Annotated in this window: 17 protein-coding genes and 1 pseudogene; 13 read left to right on the forward strand and 5 right to left on the reverse strand. The window is 66.7% G+C overall.

Annotation, left to right across the window (positions count from 1 at the left end):
* Positions 1–283 precede the first annotated feature (283 nt).
* The 7 genes from ABID97_RS25530 to ABID97_RS25560 all read left to right on the forward strand — a co-directional run bounded on the left by ABID97_RS25530 (position 284) and on the right by ABID97_RS25560 (position 9230).
* Positions 284–1246, forward strand: a complete 963-nt coding sequence (locus tag ABID97_RS25530; protein WP_354401911.1) for a cyclase family protein — start codon at positions 284–286, stop codon at positions 1244–1246.
* Positions 1247–1309: 63 nt separating this feature from the next.
* The gene (locus ABID97_RS25535) at positions 1310–2431 is read left to right on the forward strand and encodes a sugar ABC transporter substrate-binding protein (protein WP_354401912.1); all 1122 of its coding nucleotides are present in this window, start codon (positions 1310–1312) and stop codon (positions 2429–2431) included.
* Positions 2432–2462: 31 nt separating this feature from the next.
* Positions 2463–4022: a sugar ABC transporter ATP-binding protein gene (locus ABID97_RS25540; protein ID WP_354401913.1), complete on the forward strand. Its 1560-nt coding sequence runs from the start codon at positions 2463–2465 to the stop codon at positions 4020–4022.
* Positions 4019–6058, forward strand: coding sequence for an ABC transporter permease (locus ABID97_RS25545; RefSeq protein ID WP_354401914.1), 2040 nt, complete (start codon positions 4019–4021; stop codon positions 6056–6058). Before ABID97_RS25540 ends, ABID97_RS25545 begins: the two co-directional genes overlap by 4 nt.
* A gap of 135 nt (positions 6059–6193) precedes the next feature.
* Complete coding sequence (locus ABID97_RS25550) at positions 6194–7408, forward strand: alpha/beta fold hydrolase (RefSeq protein WP_354401915.1); 1215 nt, start codon at positions 6194–6196, stop codon at positions 7406–7408.
* 26 nt (positions 7409–7434) lie between these two features.
* Complete coding sequence (locus ABID97_RS25555; RefSeq protein ID WP_354401917.1) at positions 7435–8256, forward strand: alpha/beta fold hydrolase; 822 nt, start codon at positions 7435–7437, stop codon at positions 8254–8256.
* A gap of 38 nt (positions 8257–8294) precedes the next feature.
* Positions 8295–9230 (forward strand): alpha/beta hydrolase, encoded by a 936-nt coding sequence (locus ABID97_RS25560; protein ID WP_354401918.1) that lies wholly within the window; start codon positions 8295–8297, stop codon positions 9228–9230.
* Positions 9231–9273: 43 nt separating this feature from the next.
* Here ABID97_RS25560 and ABID97_RS25565 read toward each other — a convergent pair whose 3' ends face one another.
* The gene (locus ABID97_RS25565; protein ID WP_354403054.1) at positions 9274–10218 is read right to left on the reverse strand and encodes an NADP-dependent oxidoreductase; all 945 of its coding nucleotides are present in this window, start codon (positions 10216–10218) and stop codon (positions 9274–9276) included.
* Positions 10207–11268: pseudogene (locus ABID97_RS25570) on the reverse strand (alkene reductase); the annotation flags it as partial. The pseudogene ABID97_RS25570 and the gene ABID97_RS25565, both read right to left, overlap by 12 nt.
* 110 nt (positions 11269–11378) lie before the next feature.
* On the opposite strand from ABID97_RS25570, the gene ABID97_RS25575 reads away from it, so the two are divergent.
* Positions 11379–12254 carry a LysR family transcriptional regulator gene (locus ABID97_RS25575; protein ID WP_354401920.1) on the forward strand — a complete coding sequence of 292 codons (876 nt, stop codon included), beginning with the start codon at positions 11379–11381 and terminating at the stop codon, positions 12252–12254.
* Here ABID97_RS25575 and ABID97_RS25580 read toward each other — a convergent pair.
* Positions 12217–12816 (reverse strand): nucleotidyltransferase family protein, encoded by a 600-nt coding sequence (locus ABID97_RS25580; RefSeq protein ID WP_354401922.1) that lies wholly within the window; start codon positions 12814–12816, stop codon positions 12217–12219. The two genes, ABID97_RS25575 and ABID97_RS25580, sit on opposite strands and share 38 nt — an antisense overlap.
* 240 nt (positions 12817–13056) lie before the next feature.
* Between ABID97_RS25580 and ABID97_RS25585 the strand changes: the two genes are divergently transcribed.
* The 4 genes from ABID97_RS25585 to ABID97_RS25600 are packed head-to-tail and all read left to right on the forward strand — an operon-like array spanning position 13057 to position 15846.
* A complete protein-coding gene (locus tag ABID97_RS25585; protein ID WP_354401923.1) occupies positions 13057–13974 on the forward strand; it encodes a DUF6662 family protein in 918 nt (305 codons plus the stop codon).
* 12 nt (positions 13975–13986) lie between these two features.
* Positions 13987–14502 carry an FMN-binding protein gene (locus ABID97_RS25590; RefSeq protein WP_354401924.1) on the forward strand — a complete coding sequence of 172 codons (516 nt, stop codon included), beginning with the start codon at positions 13987–13989 and terminating at the stop codon, positions 14500–14502.
* Complete coding sequence (locus tag ABID97_RS25595; RefSeq protein ID WP_354403055.1) at positions 14483–15388, forward strand: FAD:protein FMN transferase; 906 nt, start codon at positions 14483–14485, stop codon at positions 15386–15388. The genes ABID97_RS25590 and ABID97_RS25595 overlap by 20 nt, the downstream gene beginning before the upstream one ends.
* The gene (locus tag ABID97_RS25600) at positions 15385–15846 is read left to right on the forward strand and encodes a hypothetical protein (protein ID WP_354401926.1); all 462 of its coding nucleotides are present in this window, start codon (positions 15385–15387) and stop codon (positions 15844–15846) included. The genes ABID97_RS25595 and ABID97_RS25600 overlap by 4 nt, the downstream gene beginning before the upstream one ends.
* 16 nt (positions 15847–15862) lie before the next feature.
* Here ABID97_RS25600 and ABID97_RS25605 read toward each other — a convergent pair whose 3' ends face one another.
* Complete coding sequence (locus tag ABID97_RS25605) at positions 15863–17323, reverse strand: sensor domain-containing diguanylate cyclase (RefSeq protein WP_354401927.1); 1461 nt, start codon at positions 17321–17323, stop codon at positions 15863–15865.
* A gap of 92 nt (positions 17324–17415) precedes the next feature.
* On the reverse strand, positions 17416–18234 hold the full coding sequence (locus ABID97_RS25610) for a methyltransferase, TIGR04325 family (protein ID WP_354401928.1): 819 nt from the start codon (positions 18232–18234) through the stop codon (positions 17416–17418).
* A gap of 266 nt (positions 18235–18500) precedes the next feature.
* On the opposite strand from ABID97_RS25610, the gene ABID97_RS25615 reads away from it, so the two are divergent.
* On the forward strand, positions 18501–19985 hold the full coding sequence (locus ABID97_RS25615; protein WP_354401929.1) for a DUF4331 domain-containing protein: 1485 nt from the start codon (positions 18501–18503) through the stop codon (positions 19983–19985).
* The last annotated feature ends 3 nt before the right edge of the window (positions 19986–19988 follow it).

The following is a 19988-nucleotide window of genomic DNA, read 5'->3' on the forward strand; positions in this document are numbered from 1 at the left end:
GAGCACGCGCGCTCCGGCTGCGGCGCCTCCGGGTGGGGCGAGGCGAGTTTTCAGTCGGGCATTCGGGAAAACACCATGCACGTGCTGATGAGCGAAGTGCAAAATGAAGCGCTTCCAAAGTAGTAAATGTCCTCTTGCACCTTGCAACACGAACAAACGTCGCCAGAAAATGAAGCGCTTCAAAACAGATCTGCAAAGCGCCTCGGTTTTCTCATCGATGGGTGGGGACTGGATCCGTGATGTTCGAGCGCCTTTTTTAACGAGAACCTGACCAAGGAGTCCTATGGAATCGAAGAACGTGCCTCATGTGCGAGAGCTTCTGGAAGGCTCTCCCAAGAACTGGGGAAAGTGGGGCAAGGACGACGAGGTCGGCTCGCTCAATTACCTGACGCCGGTGGAAATCCTCCGCGGCATCGCGACGGTGAAGCAGGGAAAGACTTTCACGCTGCAGGTCCGCATGGGCGACCCTGGCGGCGACCCGGTGTGGCCCGGACGGCAATCCGCCAAGCGGATGAACGTGATGGACCGCGGCCACTACCTGTGCGGCAAGGGTCCGCGGTTTCCGGGGCAATACGAATATGCCGACGACGTGATGTTCATGTACCTGCAAGGCTCCACGCAGTACGACGCACTGGGCCATGTCTGGTACGACGACCAGATCTGGAACGGCTACGACGCGGACACCACCATCGGCGGACTGGCCAAGGCCAGCGTGCTGCCCATCGGTGAACGTGGCGTCGTGGGCCGCGGCATTTTGATCGACATGGCGCGCCACCGCGGCAAGGAAGTCCTCGGTCCCGGGGAAACCTTCACGCACGCCGACCTGCTCGAGGCGGCGCAAAGGCAGGGCGTGGTCATCGAGAAGCGCGACATCCTGATCATCCGCACGGGCTGGGTCGGCTCCTTCTACAAGCGCGAGCACGCCGAGTTCTACAAGGACTTCAAGGAGCCGGGCCTCACCTACAGCCCCGAGCTGGTCCAGTGGTTCCAGGACATGGAGATTCCCAACCTGGTGACCGACACGATGGCCAACGAGGTCACCGTCGATCCGGTCTCCGGCGTCGAGCTCCCGTTGCACAACGCGCTGATGAGAAACCTCGGCGTCGCACTGACGGAGATCGCGCAACTCGACCTGCTGGCCGAGGACTGCGCCAACGACGGCCAGTGGACTTTTCTCTATGCAGCAGCCCCTTTGAAGATCGTCGGCGGTTCGGGTGCGCCTGTGAACCCCATCGTCATCAAGTAGTTTTTTTCCGTCCCTTCCTGTCCATCGCCCCTCGGGCATTCATTTCTATAACTGGAGACTTCGATGATCAAGAGCTATTCCATCGCCGCCCGCGCGGTGCTCGCATTGAGCGCCGCCCTTGCTTTCTCAGGTGCGGCCGTTGCGAAGGACAAGGTCTTTCTCAGCATGAGCTACATCGGCAACGACTGGCAGGGCGAGGCGGCCTCGATGCAGCGTGCCATGGCATCGCACCCGAGCAACAAGGACAAGATCGACTTCGAAGTCCAGGTCGCCGGCCCCAATGCGCAAAAGCAGATCCAGCAGATCAACGCCATGGTGCAGGCAGGCGCCAAGGCGATCGTGATCTATCCGATTTCGCCGACCGCGCTGAACCAGGCCGTGAAGGCCGCGTGCGACAAGGGGGTGCATGTCTTCGCCTACGACGCGGAGATCACCGAGCCCTGCGCCCACAACGTGCACATCGACCAGCTCCTCGCAGGCAAGGTCGCGGCCGAGTGGCTGGTCAAGGCCATGGGCGGCAAGGGCAACGTGGTGTACCTCACCGGCGTGCCCGGCACGTCGACCGACACGCAGCGCACCAAGGCCTCGATGGAAGTCTTCGCCAAGTATCCGGATGTGAAGGTGGTTGCCCAGGGCGTCGGCATGTGGAGCCAGGCCGTGGCGCGCACCGAGATGACCAAGATCCTGGCCTCGCATCCGTGGGACAAGGTCGACGGCATGCTGGTCCAGGTGGGCTGCTACACGATGTTTTCGATGCAGGACGAGGCCGGCATCCCGGACGCCAAGAAGAAGCCGTGTGCGGGCGAGGGTGCCAACGGCCACCGGATCCAGATGCTGCCGGTGTCCAACAAGGAAGTCGAAGGCGCCAACGGAACCTATCGGCCGATGGGCGCGCCGAGCTTCTCCTATTCGTCCCCGCCGGTGTCCGGTGCCTATGCGCTCAAGCTCGCCATCCAGGCGCTGGGCGGCAAGAAGTTCCCCCACGACGTCATCGTGCCGCTGCCGCAAGTGACCAACGACACCGTGAAGCTTTGCAAGGAAGGCTCCTGGAAGGAGATGAAGGAAGGCTGCAATGTGTTCCAGCCCTCCGTGGTCACCAACCCGGGCTGGTTCGCGGACGTCTTCAATCCGGAAACGCCCGAGGTCGCGCTCAATGCCGCGCTCACGGGCCAGGCCGAGAAGTAATCCGGCATTCACGACCTGATCAGGAGCTGGCATGTCCCAACCAACGCAAGCCATCAGCGTCGAGCAGGTACGCAAGGCCTTCGGGCCGACCGTGGCGCTCGAAAGCGTGACGTACAGCATCGCTGCCGGTAAGGTTCATGCGCTCCTGGGGGAGAACGGGGCGGGCAAGTCCACCTCGGTCAAGATCCTCAGCGGCCTGGTGCGCCCGGACAGCGGCGTGATCCGGCTGTTCGGCGACGAGGTGCGCATGAACAGCCCGCGCGATGCGCACAGGCTGGGCGTGCAGACAGCCTTCCAGGAGCTCACGCTGATCCCGGATCTCAGCGTGGCCGAGAACCTGCTGCTGCCCTACCAGCCGACCGGCCTTGGCGGCTTGCTGAACAAGAAGGCAGCGGAGGAGCGCGTGGCGGAAAGCCTCGCGAAGATGGGGCTGCACATGATCTCGCCGCGCGCCGAGGTGCGCTCGCTGGACTTGCCGCTGCGCCAGAAGATCGAGATCGCCAAGGCGGCGCTGCGCGAGCCCAAGGTCCTGCTGCTCGACGAGCCGACCTCGGCGCTGTCGGGTGAAGACATCGCGTGGCTGGGACAGATCATCGCCCAGCAGAAGGCACGCGGCACGACGATCATCTTCATCACCCACCGCATGCCCGAGGTGCGCATGTTCTGCGACAGCCTCACCATCCTGCGCAACGGCTGCAGCGTGGGCACCTTCGGCATCGACGAGATCTCGGACGAGGAGGTGATCGAGCAGATCATCGGCCGCTCGCTGGAGAAGACCTTCCCGCCCAAGCCGCCGGTGGACCGGAGCGCGCCGCCGGTGCTGGCGGTGCGCGAGCTGTCCGCGGGGCGGCTGCGCAACGCGTCGTTGTCGCTGCAGCCCGGCGAGGTGCTGGGCGTGGCAGGCCTCGCGGGGATGGGGCAGCTGGAGCTGTTCCTCTCGCTCTTCGGCGACGTGCCGGCCTGCGCGGGCACCATCACGGTGGACGGGCGCGAGGTGAAGATCGAATCGCCGCGCGATGCCATCGACGCCAGGCTGGGCATCACGCTCGTGCCCGAGGAACGCAAGACGGAGGCACTGTTCCTGCGCCTGGACGGACGGCAGAACACCGCGCTGCCGGTGCTCGACCGCTACACGCGCTTCGGGCTCATCGACAGCGAGGCCGAGGGCCTTGCCGTGGCCGGTGCCCTGGCGAAGGTGCAGGTCGCCGAACGCGCGTTGCACATGCCGGCCAGCGCCTTCAGCGGAGGCAACCAGCAGAAGATCGTCATGGCGAAGTGGCTGTTGGCAGGCGGGCGCGTGCTGCTGCTGTTCGACCCCACGCGCGGCGTCGACGTGGGGACCAAGCACGAGATCTACCTGCTCATCAACGAGTACGTGCGGGCGGGCGGTTCGGTCATCCTGTATTCGACCGAAATCGAGGAGGTGGTGCACCTGAGCCACCGCGTCGTCGTGTTCTACGGCGGCAGCATCGTGCGCGAGATCGACGGTGCGGTGGAGGCCATCTCGGAATCGGAAATCATGCGTGCGGCCCTCGGGAGCGCGCACACACACGGGGCCGAAACGGCGACCCGGAAGGCAGTTCAATCATGAGCAACACCGCAGTTGTTTCGTACGCCCAGCCGGCGGAATCGCCGCTGGCCCGATGGGCGCCGGGCCGGGCCAAGGGGCTCCTGATCGCGATCGCCGTGCTGGCGGTGCTGTTCGCGCTGGTCAATTTCCTGTCGGCCACGCGGCTCGCGTATCCCGACCTGCTCTATCTCTCGGCGGGCGGACTGACGCTCGCTGTGGCGGCGGTCGGCGCAACCATCGTCATCCTCACCGGCGGCTTCGACCTGAGTGCGGGCGCCGTGATCTCGCTGGTGAACGTGCTGGTGGCGGCCTACCTCAACGATCACCCGGCTGCGCAAGGCACGGCGGTGCTCATCGGCCTGGGCGTGGGCGCGCTGGTGGGGGCGTTCAACGGATTCTTCGTGGCCGTGCTGCGCCTGCAGTCGATCGTGGTCACGCTGTCCACGATGTTCATCCTCACCGGTATCACGCTGGTGGTGATGGACAAGCCGGGTGGCATGGTGCCCGAGTCGTTCACCCGCTTCTTCACGGGCAGCGCGATCGAAGGGGTGCTGCCCGCGCCGGTCCTGGTGCTCGGGTTCGTGGTGCTGGCCTGGCTCGCCATCAAGAAGACGCGCTTCGGCACCGCACTCTATGCGGTCGGCAGCGACCAGGAGGCGGCCACGTACTCGGGCATCAACGTCGTGATGACGAAGCTCGGCGCCTACACGCTGGCCGGCCTGGCCTACGGCGCCGCCGGCGTGCTCGTCACGGCGCAGACCGCGACGGGAGACCCGCTGGTGGGCACGCCCCTGCTGCTGCAGATCTTCACCGCGGTGGTGCTGGGGGGCACGGTGCTGGGCGGCGGACGGGGCGGCTGCGTGGGCTCCGTGGTCGGCGCCTACAGCCTCATGCTGATCGTCAACATCCTGCTGGTGCTGAACGTGCCGGCCTACTACGGCACCATCGTGGAAGGCCTGGTCCTGATCGCCGCCGCACTCGGTACGACCGGTGTGTCGCGCGCGGATCTTGCGCACTGGTGGCGCCAGGCCTTCAAGCGTCGCCTCGCCCACTCGGCACGCTCGCGGCCGGTGGTGCGCCTGGTGGAGTCCGCGCGGCAGCTGCCTGCCGGCGCAAGCTGGCTCAAGACCAACGGCGTGGCGCTTCGCTACGTGCTGCCGGCCTATGTGTGCCTGCTGCTGATCATGCTCGCGACGCTCCTGCTCGGCCGCCCGATCGACATCGGCTACCTGAACACCCTGATCCTGCTGGGGTCCTTCCTGGTGGTGCTGGCCCTGGGCCAGGGCACGGTCATCCTGACCGGCGGGCTGGACCTGTCGCTGCCCTGGACCATCGGGCTCTGCGGCATCCTGCTCGGCGGCTTTGCGCGCGGCAGCAATGAGGCCGCGCTGTGGGCCGTGCCATTGGTGCTTGCCATCGGGGTTGTGATCGGACTCGTCAACGGCCTGGCCATCGTGCTGTTCAAGCTTCCGCCGATCGTGGCCACCCTGGCGATGAACGGGCTCCTGCAGGGCATTGCGCTGCTCTACAGCAACGGCACGCCCGATGGCTTCGCGCCGCCCGCGCTCAAGTGGCTGATGAATGCGCGGATCGGGTCTTTCACACCGGTGGTGTTTGCCGTGATCCTGTTCGCGGCGGTAGGCATCGTGCTGCTGTCGCGCACGGTGTTCGGGCGGCATGTCTATGCGGTGGGCAACAGCCCCCGGGTGGCGCACCTGTCGGGCGTCAACGTCGGGCGCGTGACCATGAGCGTCTATGCCTTGAGCGGACTGTGCTCGGCGCTCGTCGGGGTGATGCTCACGGGTTTCGGTGGCCAGGCCAGCCTCGGCATGGGCGATCCCTACCTGCTGCCATCGATCGCCGTGGTCGTCATCGGCGGCACGCTCATCACCGGCGGGCGCGGCAAGTACGTCGGGATGATCGGCGGCGTGCTGCTGCTCACGGCCCTCCAGACCTTGCTGGCCGGCACGATGATCCCGCCCTCAATCCGGGACGTGATCTACGGCGTGGTCATCCTGTGCGCGGTGGTGATGCTGCGCGAGCGGTCGACGCACTGAGCGGTTGCCCTACTCGAAGTATCAAGGCGCATCTCGGCGCACCCTCGAAGGGTTGCCGGCGATGCGGGCAAGCGGGACCTGGATCTCCCCGCTGCCATCCGGTCGGTTGACGATCCCATAACTCGGAGACACATCATGTTCAAACTTTCAGACAAGGCCTGGTGGGAACGGTACATCGCGGAACTCAACGCCGATCGCCACTGGACCCAGGCCGCCAAGTATTTCAGCGGGCAGATCCAGTTCAATCACGACAAGGGCCATTCGACCTTGTCCGTCGTCGCCGGCCGCGCGGTCGCGGCGTTTCCGGAAGGGATTCCGCTCGGCGCAGAGATCGAGGTCGGCGGGCCCGACGAGGAATGGCAGCGCGTGCTCGACGGCAAGATCGATTGGTTCGAGGCGCTCTCACCGGGCCTCGGCCGCCTGGCGCTGTCGGGCAACACGGTCGCCGCCTGGCGCTATGTCGATGTGATGGCCCGGGCCTTCGATGCCATGAAGCGGGTCGACAAGCCCGTGCCCGGCGAGGCGCCCTCGTACTCGCCGGCGGGCAAAGTCTCGGGCAAGGAGATCACGGGCCACTACGTCGTCGTCGATGGCATCCGCGTCTACTACGAAGAAGCGGGCGAGGGCGATCCGATCATCTGCTTCCACGCGGCATCGCAGGACACGCTGATGTACCGGCATGTGCTCGAAGGCCTGTCCGACAGCTATCGCGTCATCGCCGTCGATGCGCCGGGCCACTCCAAGTCGGAGCTGCCCGCGGAGGGCCCGTTCCAGAGCCTCACGCGCCATGCCGAGTTCAACGAGAAGCTCATGGACAAGCTCGGCCTCGTGAAGCCCGCGATCATCGGTTGCTCCATGGGCGGCAACCTGGTGCTGGAGCTGGGCGCGCGCCGGCCCGACGCCTACAGCGCGATCGTCTCGGCCGAAGGCGCGGACTACACGCCGACGGTTTCCGAGTTCTTCCTCGACATGCTCTTGATGAACGGCACCGACATCATCGGCGCCTGGTCGCGCTCCATGACCGGCCATCGCACGCCGCCGGACCGCGCACGCGACGTGGTGTGGCAGATCTCCCGCACCACGCCCGAAGTGATGCGCGGCGACCTGACCGGCTATGGCAATTTCGACAAGCGCGGCGAGGTCGGAAAGATCAAGGCGCCTGTGCTGCTGCTGCGCGGCGATGCCGATTGGCTGGTCTACCAGAGCAAGGTCGAGGAGACCGCGTCGCGCATTCCCGGCAGCCGGATCGCCGTGCTCGCGGGCACCGGGCACTACCCGATGACCGAGAACCCGCTCGAGTTCTGCGAGACGGTGCGGGCCTTTCTCCAGAAGGCCGGCGCCGGCCATTGAACCCATCGGAAAACGGAGAAATCTTCATGGCACAAGGCACTCGCAAAGAAATCAACGGCACGACACTCTGGGTCGAGGACACGGGGGAGAGCGATCTTCCCGTCATCCTCTGCCTGCACTCCTGCTTCCTGGACGGCACCATGTTCGACGGCCTGGTCAAGGCGGCCGAAGGCAAGTTCAGGGTCGTTCGCCCCGACTTCCGCGGCCAGGGCAAGAGCGCGATCGAGGACGTGGACATCATCAGCATGGACCAGTGCGCGGACGACATGCAGGCGCTGATCGACGCCATGGGGCTCCAATCGATCAACGTGATGGCCCAGTCGATGGGCGGGGACGTTGCATTCCGCCTCATCGCGCGGCGGCAGGACCTGTTCCGTTCGCTGGTGGTCGCCGGCTCGTCGGCGTGCGGCGAACCGCCCGATCAGGGCGCACTCTTCGCGCAGTGGGTGGTCGATGCCGGCCGGCAAGGCTTCACGGGCGAGATCCTGGAGATGACGATGCGCGTGATGTTCGGCGAAACCACCCGCCAGGACCCCGCCAAGCAGGAGATGGTGGCTTACTGGCGCGAGCGCATCGCGGCCCTGCCGAAGTCGCTGCGTCCTGCGATGAAGGGCGTCATGCATCGGGAGAGCTCGGTCGACTTGCTGCCGTCCATCCAGATCCCGGTGCTGATCATCAACGGCGAAGAAGACATGCCGCGTCCGCCCGCGTGGTCGGACCAGATGAAGGCCGAGCTGCCGAATGCGAAGCTGATCCGGCTGAAGAAGATCGGCCACAGCCCCACGCTGGAAGCCCCGGAGATCGTGCTGCCCGAGATCGTCGGCTTCTTCTCCGATCCGCGGGTCTGAGGCCCGGCCTTGTTTTTCCACCCAACCGGAGAGTATCGATGCTGACCCAGGAAGCGCGGGCATTCGTGAAGCAATGGAGCGAGAGCCTGCAGGACCTCGGACCTATGCTGACAGGCGAGAACAAGACGGTGTCGCTGGACCAGATCCGGGCCGCCTACAACGGCATGCTGGCGCAGAACCCTGCTCCGCCGGGCATCACGTTCGAGCATGTCGTGATGGGCGGGGTGCCGGGCCAGGTCGCGATCCCCGACGTCGTCGGGACCGACGCGATCGTTGTCTACATCCATGGGGGCGCCTACATCGTGGGCGGGCCGGACGGCTACCACGGCATCGGCGGCCACCTGGCGAAGATGCTGGGCGCCAAGGTGTTCCTGCCGGACTACCGGCTCGCGCCCGAGCACCCGTTCCCGGTCCCCATCGACGACACCCTGCGGTTCTACAAGGGCCTGCTCGATGCGGGGCATCCGGCCCGCAGCATCGTCTTTGCCGGCGAGTCCGCCGGGGGCGCAATGACCGTGACGGTGATGGTGGCGGCCCGCAACGCCGGCTTGCCGTTGCCGGCGGGTGGCGTGGCGATTTCGCCCTGGGCCAACCTGGAGCACACGGGCATCTCGATGACGAACCGGGAAACCATCGACCCCTTGAACAGCAAGGCCGGCCTCGTGTTCCTGGCCAACGTGTTCCTGCATGGCGCCTTGCCGAATCATCCGATGGCATCGCCCGTCTTTGCCGATGTGACGGGCCTGCCGCCCATCATGGTGCAGATGGGCGAGGCGGAACTGATGCTCACCGACGGCATGCGCCTGGCGACGCACCTTGCCGAGAACCGTGTGCGCATGACGCTCGAAGTCTGGCCCCACATGTTCCATGCCTGGCACTTCGTTGCAAGCTTGCAGCCTGAAGCGCGGCAGGCCCTGGAGAGCGCCGCATCGTTCATGCAGCAGTGCCTGCGCGATGCCGGCAAGCCGTCCTGACCGCCGGCCGGCAAGGCGGGCACCTCGCCGGCTGGCGCAAGGCCTAGCGTGAGAAGTCGGCCACGACCTTGCCGATGCGCGGGCCGGTGCGGTTGCGCTCGATGGCGGCGGGAAGGTCGTTGAAGCCCACCACTTCGGCCAACTTCGGGCGCAGCGAGCCTTGGGCGATCTCCGCCACCAGCCGTTCGAGCAGGGGCGCATCCGCCTTGTTCATGAACCACAGCCCGCGGCGGCCGGGCGGCGTGCGCGCCAGGATGTCGGGCGACGACGTGCCGACGATCGCGCCGTCCTTCGAGAGCACCTGCCACGAGCGGTCGAGCACGTCGCCACCGACGTAGTCGAGCACCAGGTCGATGTCCCGCGCCACCGATTCGAAGCGTTCGCTCCGGTAGTCGATGACGTGGGCCGCGCCGAGGCTTCGAACGTAGCCGATGTGCGCCGTCGACGCGGTGGCGAAGACCTCGGCGCCCGCGCGCCTGGCGTACTGCACGGCATAGCCGCCCAGCCCTCCGGCCGCGCCGTGGATCAGGATGCGCTGGCCCGCGGCAATCGGCCCCGCATGGTGCAGGCTCTGCCAGGCGGCCACGGCCGCGACGGGAATGCCGGCCGCCTGGACGTCGTCCAGGCTGTGCGGCGTGCGCACCAGGTTCGCCTCGTCGACGGCCACGAAATCGGCATAGGCACCGAGCCCGCCGAGCGGCCCCATCACGCGATCGCCCACGCGAAAGCGCGAAGCACCCGGGCCGAGCGCTTCGACGACGCCCGCAAGCTCGATGCCCAGCACGGCGGGCAGTTGAAGCGGGAAAGCCTCCCGCACGAAGCCTTCGCGAACTTTCCAGTCGAGGCCGTTGATGCCGGCGGCTCGCACGCGGACCAGGACCTGGCCCGGTCCGGCTGCGGGCCGCGCAATCTCGGCGACTTCGGCGGAAGCGGCACTGCCATAGGCGCGGAAGAGCACAGCGCGTTGAAGCGGGTCCGCTGCACCCAGCGCCGGGTAGTCGGTGTAGCCCTCTGCGCCGCCGCCATAGAAGGTGGCGGGATCCGCTTCGTTCATCGGTGCATTGGTCTTCAGGCGTTCGACGAAATCCGGGTTGGCGAGCACCCCCTGCCCGTACGACTCCAGTTCGGCCAGGCCCGAGGCCACGTCGGCGCCGATCTGTTCGCGCGCGCGTCCCGGCCGGTTCACGATGAGCGCACCGCGCCAGAGCCGGCGGATGTCCGCGAGCATCGCCTCGTCGCCCGTGTGCATCACATGCACGTAGGCCAGGCCCAGCTTGTCCAGCTCGGCCACCAGGTAGCGGTACAGCGCGGGCCCTTGGGGACCCTCGTCGATGCCCCCGAGCCTTGCGCCGGGCGACAGGCGAATGGCGGTCCGGTCCGCGCCGATCTCCTCTGCGATGGCCGCGGCCACCTCGATGGCAAAGCGTGCCCGGTTCTCGATCGGTCCGCCGTAGGCGTCGGCACGGTCGTTGGCGCTCGGGGCGAAGAACTGCTGGACCAGGTAGCCATTGGCACCGTGGATCTCGACGCCGTCGGCACCGGCTTCGATAGCCCGGCGCGCGGCATGCCGGAAGTCCGCCACGGTCTGGCGGATCTCGTCGGTCGTCAGCGCGCGCGGCGCGGGAATGGGCTGCATGCCGGTCATGGTGAACATCTGTGTGTCGGGTGCGATGGCGGAGGGCGCCACGGCCTGCCGATGGTGCGGCGTGTTGTCGGGGTGGGACATGCGCCCCGCGTGCATCAGCTGGATGAAGAGATGCGCGCCCTTGTCATGAACGGCCTGCGTGACGGCCTTCCAGCCTGCGACGTGGGCGTCGGTGTAGATGCCGGGCGTGGCGAGGTAGCCCTGCGCGTCGTCGGAAGGCTGCGTGCCCTCGGTGACGATCAGGCCGACACCGGCACGCTGGGCGTAGTAGGTGGCGGCGGCGAGGCCGGGCGTGCCGTCGGGCCGGGCGCGCGAACGCGTCATCGGTGCCATGGCGAGGCGGTTGGACAGTGTGTAGCGTCCGAGGCTGAAGGGGCTGAACAGGGGTTGCATGAGGGGTCTCTTGTCGGGTTGGGGAATCAGGAAACCCGATCTTGGATTAGGCCAACTGTGAGATAAAGATGGTCTCGTGAGAATCATTGATCCACATATGGCGCAATAGCATGGAATATCTCAACGACATGGCCCTCTTCGTGGAGGTCGTGAAAGCCAGGAGCTTTCGCGGTGCGGCGGAGGTGACGGGCGTGCCCAACTCGACCTTGTCGCGCAGGGTCGGGGCGCTGGAAAAATCGATCGGCCTGCGCCTCCTGCACCGCACGACACGCAGGATCGAGCTCACGGAGGCGGGGCAGATCTACTACGAGCGATGCCGGCGCATCGTCGACGAGGCGCGGATCGCGCACGAGCAACTGGGCCAGATGCTGGCGCAGCCCACCGGCGTGCTGCGCGCTTCGTTGCCGGTGGACTTTGCGACCATCTACATGGCGCCGCTGATCGCGGAGTTCGCACGCCGCTATCCGGGCATCGCGTTCGACCTGGACCTCACGCCGCGCAGGGTGGACCTGGTGACCGAGCCTTTCGACGTCGCGATCCGCATGGGCGAACAACCCAGCTCGACGCTGATCGCGCGGCAGCTCGCGCGCCTCACGACCTACCTCTATGCGTCGCCGCGCTACCTGAAGAATTCAGGCGAGCCGACCGATCCGGCCGAGCTGCTGCAGCATGAATGCATCGGCTATCCGAAATTCGGTCCTTGGGTCTTGCACAAGGGCGATGCAAGCTGCGAGGTGGCGATCGGCCGGCGCTTCACGGTCAACAGCGTCGGCATGTACCGCAGCCTCGCGGTGCTCGACCAGGGCATCGCGCTGCTGGCCGAGCGCGTGGCGGCCGACGACGTGGCCGAGGGGCGCCTCTGCCGCATCCTGCCGGCCTGGCATGGAAAGCCCGTGCCGGTGTACGCATTGACCGAGACGCGGCTGCTGCCGGCCAAGACGCTGCGGTTCATCGAGTTCCTGCAGGAGCGCCTGGCCGATCGATAGCGAGCGCATTCGCTTCGCTACCGCCGACACTGAGCCACGGCCAGCGCGATCGATAGGACGCGACCTTGCGGTCGAACAGTTCGCGATGGGGCGTCATCGGGTTCAGTGTGAGCACCCCTTCGTACACCAGGTGCAGGCCGTTCGGTGCATAGACCTCGCCGGGCCGGATGCCGACGCAAGTGGCCGGCACAAGGAAGCGGTCGATGCCGTCCTTGGCACTTTGCAGTGCGCCGCAAGGCCGCCCGAAATACGATTCGTACCAGAGGTGCACGCGCGCCTGGTTCGAGGCCTCCACCTGGACGCCCAAGTCTTCGAGCACCTGCTCCGTTCGCGCCTGCACCGCCTGTTCGCCTGCTTCGCTCGTGTCCGCGGGATCGAAATAGAAGAGGTCGTAGTCCTTGATGTCGGCCTCGGGCGCGCGGCCTGACTGGATGTTCCAGACGGTCTGGAAAAGGCAGCCCGCGACCAGCCAGCCGTCCGGCAGCGCAAGCGCGCGCCAGCGTTCGAGGATGGCACGGTTGTGGGTGTTCCGGAGGATGTCGGCGAGGAAGCGGTCTTGCATGTCGACGGGTGGCGCGCACGTGAAGCAGGCATCGATGGTCCCACAGAAAAACGCGCCGGCCCGCGCGCCGGAACCGCTCGCTCCAGCTCGCTGCGATGACCCGGGCAACCGTAGCGCACCGCGCATGACCGCGACCTGACTCTGTGATGGGAAGACAACGCCGCGTGCAGTTTGCTCATGCGCATGAGTGATTCTCGTTACTATTTTTGGATTGGATCTCCATTGAATGAAAGCGCCGTCATGCCTCGCCTGTCTCGCCTCCTGGGCTGCCTCATCGTGCTCGCCCTGGGCTGCGGATTGAATGCTTCCGCGTCTGCCGAAGAAAGCCAGTTCGGATACGTCTACACCACGGACTTGCTGCCCAAGGGGGCGAAGGAAATCGAGCAGTGGGTGACCTGGCGCAACAAGAAGATCGCGGGCGTGTACGACCAGCTCGAGGGCCGCACGGAGTTCGAGTACGGCGTGTCCGACCGGCTCCAGGTGGCGCTCTACGCCAACTATGCGTGGGCCCGCGCGTACCGCAACGGACCCGACGGCGCGACGACGCCGCCCGAACAGTTTGCCGACAAGAGCGTGGGTGCCGATGCGCGCTGGAGCGCCTCGCGCTTCGTCGGCGTGTCCGGCGAGGCGATCTACAGGGTGCTGAGCCCCTACACCGATGGCGTGGGCCTGGCGTTCTACGTGGAGCCCACGGTGGGTCCTTCGTTCAGGGAGCTGGAGACCAAGATCATCCTGCAGAAGAACTTCCTGGACGACCGGCTGATCACGGCGTTCAACTTCACCTATGCGCCCGAATGGCGATACCTCGAAGACGACGGCACGCCCTCGGGGCGGAGCTGGCAGCACGAGACCGACATCAACTTCAACGCGGCAGCGTCCTACCGCTTCGCACCCAACTGGTCGGCCGGCTTCGAGTTCGTCAATGAACACGAATACAACAGCTACCTCTTCAAGAACCAGTCGAACAGCGGCTACTACGTGGGCCCGGCCATCCACTACGGCGGCAGGAACTTCTTCATCACGGCAACGTTCCTGGAGCAGCTTCCCTGGGCCAAGGCGCACTCGGACACCGTGGCAGGTTCCCTCATCGGAGGCCGGGTCTTCGACAACGACTTCGAGCGCTACCGACTCCGTGTCAAGGCCGGCTACTACTTCTGAAAGGGACCTGGCATGAAGCTCGATCATTGGGTGTGGCTGCCGGTGGCCGCGATCTCCACGTCGGTCTACGCGACGACGTATTTCAGCACCGAGGAAGCGCAGCAGGCGATCTTTCCCGGCGAGAAGCTCACGCCGGCGTTCTTCACGCTGAGCGACGCGCAGGCAAGGAAGATCGAGGACACCACCGACGTCAACGTGCGCCACAAGGACATCAAGGCCTGGAAGGCCAGCGGCGGCGGATGGTTCATCCTCGACGAAGTGGTGGGCAAGCACGAGTTCATCACCTATGCCGTGGGTCTCCATGCCGACGGCAGCGTGAAGCAGATCGAGATCGTCGACTACCGCGAGTCCTACGGCTACGAGGTCCGCAACCCCGACTGGCGCAGGCAGTTCATCGGCAAGACCGCCGCGGCCCCTCTCAAGCTGGAGCAGGACATCCACAACATCAGCGGCGCCACGCTCTCGGCCAGGCACGTGACCGACGGCGTCAAGCGCGTGCTTGCCACGTATGCCATCGCCTTCAAGTAGCCTGCGCCGCGCGCGGCCGCTGCTCGGGACGCTGGTCGAAATCTCCGCGGCGGGCGGCCCGGCCGGCCTGCAGGCGGCGCTCGATGCGGCCTTCGCGTCCATCGAAACGATCGACCGGCTGATGAGTTTCCATGCGCCCGCGAGCGATGTTTCCAGGATCAATGCGGCCGGCGCCGACTGCGAGGTCTGCGTCGATCCGCAGACCTTCCGCGTGCTGCAGTTCGCGCGCGAACTGGGCGAAATCTCGGGCGGCGCGTTCGACATCACGATCGCCGATGTACTGATGCGCGGTGGCTTGCTGCCCCGGCATGCAGCCTTGGGGCTCTCCAATGCCGCGGCAGCAGACTTTCAGGACTTGGTGCTGCGGCCCGGCGACCGCGTGCGCTGGCGCCGCAAAGGATGGATCGACCTGGGCGGCATCGCCAAGGGGTATGCCGTCGATTGCGCCATCGGCGCGCTGCGCGCCCATGGCGTGGCCAGCGGCGTCGTCAACGCGGGCGGCGACCTGCGCTTCTTCGGCGAGCCGCAGCCGGTTGATGTGCGCCACCCCGATGCGCCAGGCGCGCGCGTGCGGCTCGGCGTCTTCCGCGATGGCGCCGTGGCCACGTCCAGCGGCTATTTCTCGGACCGGACAGGGACAGCCGAGGGCAGCGCGGCGGAGCCGCTGGTCGATCCGGTGCGCCGCGCGTGTGTGCGCTGGCGGCAAAGCGTCACGGTGGTGGCGGCCGACGGCATGACGGCCGACGCGCTGACCAAGGTCGTGCGGCTCGCACCGGAAGGCGCGCCGCGCATCCTCGAGCGCTTCGGCGCGCAGGCGATCGTGATCGACGGCCGCGGGGTGCGCCGATGCGGGAGCGCCATGCCGACGGCGGCGGCTGCCGCATGAGGCCGCATCTTCACCACGCCGGGCCACAGCCCGTCCGGCTGGGCCGCAGGCACCAGCACTGGGTCTACGGCATGGCCGGGCTGCTGTTGCTCTCGGGCGCGGGCTGGCTGGTCGCCCACTACCTCCTGGCCGTGCCGACCGGGTTCGGCGACCTGCACCAGGCGTCGGAGCCCTGGTGGCTGCGCCTGCACGGCGCGGCGGCCATGGGCTTCCTCGTGATGATCGGCACGGTGCTGCTGAACCATGTCGCGCGCGCGTGGCACCTGCGCAAGAACCATCGAAGCGGGCTGGTCTTCCTCTGCCTCCTGGCCGCGCTGGTGCTGACGGGCTACGCGCTCTACTATTTCGGCGGCGAAGAAGCGCGGCCCTGGATCAGCAAGATCCACTGGATCGCGGGGCTTGTGTCGGCCGCGGCCTTGCCGGTCCACGCGGTGCTGGGGCGCCGCCGCAACAAGTGAGCGGGGGCGCGAGGCTTCAATCGCGCCGCCGCTCGTTCGGGCTCTCGCGGTAGTGCCTGGCCTTGTCCGCGTACATCGCGTGGTCCGCGCGCTGCAGTGCCAGGTCGAGCGATTCGCCGGCCTCGCAGGTGGCCAGCCCGATGGCAAGGTTCAGCACCCGCCCGCTCTGGCCCGCATAGAACTGGTTGTTGAGTTCGAGCATCGAGACGATGCGGTCGCGCACCGCCTCGGCGCCGCGCTCGTCGGTCTTGGGCAGCACCACGGCAAACTCGTCGCCGCCGATGCGCGCGGGCCAGCCCGGTTCGTCGATGGCCTTGCCCAGCACCTCGCCCACGCGCCGCAGCAGCGCGTCGCCGGCGGCGTGGCCTTCCTCGTCGTTGACGGGCTTGAGGCCGTTCATGTCGATCACCAGCACCGACACCGGCCACGGGCCCTTGCGAGAGAGCCGGTTCAGCTCTTCCGAGAAGAAGGTGCGGTTGCGCAGCTGCGTCAGCACGTCGTGCTTGCCGAGGTATTCGAGGTACGCCTCGGCCTTTTTCCGGGCCGTGATGTCGATGAGCGACACCAGCACCAGGTCCCAGGTGGCGAGCCGGTCGTCGAGCACCGCGAACTGCATGTGGATGTTCAGCAGGTCGCCCGAGAGCGCGTAGTTGATGACCTCGCGCTGCTGCAGCATCTTGCCGTTCCAGAGGTCCAGCAGCTGTTCGGCGAAGGAGTCGTGCATCTCGTCGCGAAAGACGCCCGAGAGGTTGTCGAGCAGCTCGCTCTTGTCGGCTGCACCGAACATGCGCAGCGTCTCGCGGTTGACGTCGATCACGCGGATCTCGCGCATGCAGCGAGTGATGAACTCCGGATGCACCTTGATGAAGGTGGTGAAGTCGGTGATGCCCCGCTTGCGTATGTCGTCCAGCAGCGTCTTGACCGCGCTGAAGTCTTCCACCCACAGCGACACCGGCGAGCGCTCGAACAGCTCGCGCGCATAGCGCTCGCTTTCCAGCCGCAGCTGCTCCGCGCGCACGCGCTCGGTGATGTCGTCCAGAGACACCAGCACGCGGTCCCACGTGGCCTCGTATCCCGGCAGCACCTGCACGCGCACATGCACGTCGAGCCTGCGGCCGTCGAGCGCGTAGTTGACGGTCTGGTTGTCGAAGCAGAGCTTGCCGCGCCAGAGCTGGTCCAGCTCGTAGATCACGGGCGCGGTCATGTCGTCCCTGAAGACGTTGTGGAGCCGGGACAGCAGCTCGGCCTGGTCGGCAGCGCCGTAGAGGGCCAGGGTGCTCTGGTTGACGCGCAGCACCCGCAGCTGCGCCATGCATTCGCGCACGTGCGCAGGCTCGGCCTGGAGGTGCGCCACCAGGTCCACGATGCCGGCGCTGCGCCACGACTCGAACAACCGGTGCAGCCCGCTGTAGTCCTCCAGCCAGAGCGACAACGGGGCAAACTCGAACATCGATTCGTAGTCGGTGGCAGGCAGCATGGATTCTTTCCCGGGCACGAGGGTGGTGCCCGCAATGATGCACCCTCCGGCGCACCGCGGCGCTGCCGCGGCCGGGGGAGCGTTGCGCCGATTCAACGCGTGAAGTAGAGGCCGCTGTACACCGGCACGCAATGCTCGGGAAACCCCGGCAGTTCGACCGAGCGCTCGGGCACCTGCCACTGCTCGCGCAGCGTGTAGCCCAGCGCCTCGACCTCCTTCACGAAACGCCGCCGGTTGTACACGTGCATCGGTGCAAAGCAGCCGGCGCCGATGTTCTGGGTCGTCACGTAGTCTTCGCCGCCGTAGAGCGGAACCTTGTTCAGGAGGATGTGCCGGGGACGTTCCTCGCACTGCTGGAGCAGCTGCGCGGGGCGCGCATTGTCCAGGTAGTGCAGGGCCCCGGCGGAGATCCAGATGTCGTTGCCGGACAGGGCCTGCGAGAGGTCGTCGGCAAAGCTCAGCGCACCGGCCTCGGCATCGGGCTGGCTGGCCATCTCGCGGCCCAGTGCGGCAATGGCCGGCACCTCGACCACGCGCCAGGAGAGGTCCCTGGGCATCTCGAAGTAACGGCGGTACGCATAGAAATGCACCCCCACCGAGCCCCCGATGTCGAGCACCCTGGTGGCGCCATCGCGGAACGCGCGTTCGAGCCACCACATCACCGGATAGTCGTACGCAAAGATCTTCTTGGTGCGCACGTCCACGTACTCGGCCGCCAGCGCGGCATGGTCGAATTCAGGACTCGGAGGCAGGGAACTGCGCGCCTCGGCAAAGCTCTTGAACAGGCCGAAGCAGCCCGCGAAGCCCGCCTCCGAAAAGAACCGCCGGCGCCGCCAGCGCTGAAGCGCGGGCCGTGTGACGGGCCCTTCCAGGATTCGTTGGACGATTTGCGGAGCACCGGAATAAGCCATGCGTGGGTCCCTCCTCTTGACGATCTTCGCCTGGCGCCAGCATACGGCGAAAGTAGTAATGACACATCACCTTTTTTAGCGATCCGGATGGCCCGGGGCGCGGCAGCACCCGGTTCCACCGCGGCAGATGGGTAACCAGGGGCAGTGTGAAGCGCGGCCCGATTCGTATGAAATTCTCGCGCTGCCGTCCGACAAACCGCCAGCCGGCGGCCTCCGTATTCAAGCTGGGTCTCTTCCACAACCAGCTCCTACCGAGGGTGACAGCAATGAATTTCATTCGAATTCCCCTGCATGCCTGCGTTCTCGCGGCATGCGCGATGACCGCACCCGGCGCTTTCGCCTCCAGCCACCGCGAGGCGCCCTCGATTGCCGGCATGCCGAAGGTGGACGCCACCGATTTCTACATGTTCCGCAGCTACGAGCCGGGCCGGCAAGACTACGTCACGCTCATCGCCAACTACCAGCCCGACCAGAGCCCGTACGGCGGCCCGAACTACTTCGCGATGGACCCCAACGCGCTCTACGAGATCCACCTGGACACCGACGGCGATGCGGTCGAGAACATCACCTTCCAGTTCCGCTTCAAGAACACGCTGCGCGACATCCAGCTGCCGATCGCGGGCAAGCAGGTCTCCATTCCGCTCGTGCAGGCCGGCGGTATCACGGGCCCGAACCAGGCCACCAGCAACCTGCGCGAGACCTTCACGCTGAATATCGTGCGCGGCGACCGCCGCACCGGCGCCAGCGAGGCCATCGCCGCAGCCGGCGGCAGCAGGGAATTCGACAAGCCGACCGACAACATCGGCGACAAGACCTTCGGCGGGCCTGCCGGCTATGCCGCCTATGCGGCCCAGCATCTGTACAACGTCAACATCCCGGGCTGCGCGGCGCCAGGCCGCGTGTTCGTGGGGCAGCGCAAGGATCCGTTCAGCGTGGCACTTGGCCAGGTGTTCGATCTGATCAACCTGAACCCGCTCGGCGCGGCGAACGGCAACCCCGACGCACTGGCCGGCAAGAACGTCACCACCATGGCGCTCGAAGTGCCCATCGCTTGCGTCACCACGGCTGGCAAGCCGATCATCGGCGGCTGGACCACCGCGAGCGTGCGCCAGGGCCAACTGGTCGCCAGCCCGCCCAAGCGCGGCCATGGCACCACCGTGCTGGCCGGAGGTGCCTGGGCGCAGGTCTCGCGGCTGGGAATGCCGCTGGTCAACGAGGTGGTCATCGGCCTGAAGGACAAGGACCGCTTCAACAGCTCCAGGCCGAAGGACGACGGCCAGTTCATCGACTACGTGACCCACCCGACGCTGCCCGCGCTCGTGCAGACGCTGTTCCCCTCGGCGCCGGCACCGACGAACTTTCCGCGCACCGACCTCGTGGCCGCGTTCCTGACCGGCGTCGAAGGCGTCAACAAGCCCGCGAACGTGACCGCCTCGGAAATGCTGCGGCTGAACACCAGCACGGCGCCGACACCCAAGGCCGGCCAGAACAACCTGGGCGTGCTGGGCGGCGATTCAGCGGGCTTCCCGAACGGCCGTCGCCCAGGTGACGACGTGGTCGATGCCGAACTGCGCGTGGCCATGGGCGTGCTGTGCGTGGCCACCGGCGACAAAGACGCGCTCAAGGTCGGCTGCAAGCCGTCCGATGCGCCGGCCGGCTCCGCGGCGATCACCGACGGCGCCATGCAGAGCGCGGCGCAGTTCCCGGACACCTTTCCGTACCTGAACACGCCGCTGCCAGGTGCGCAGTAAGGA

The sequence above is a fragment of the Variovorax sp. OAS795 genome (genome assembly GCF_040546685.1).
Classification (GTDB): Bacteria; Pseudomonadota; Gammaproteobacteria; order Burkholderiales; family Burkholderiaceae_C; genus Variovorax.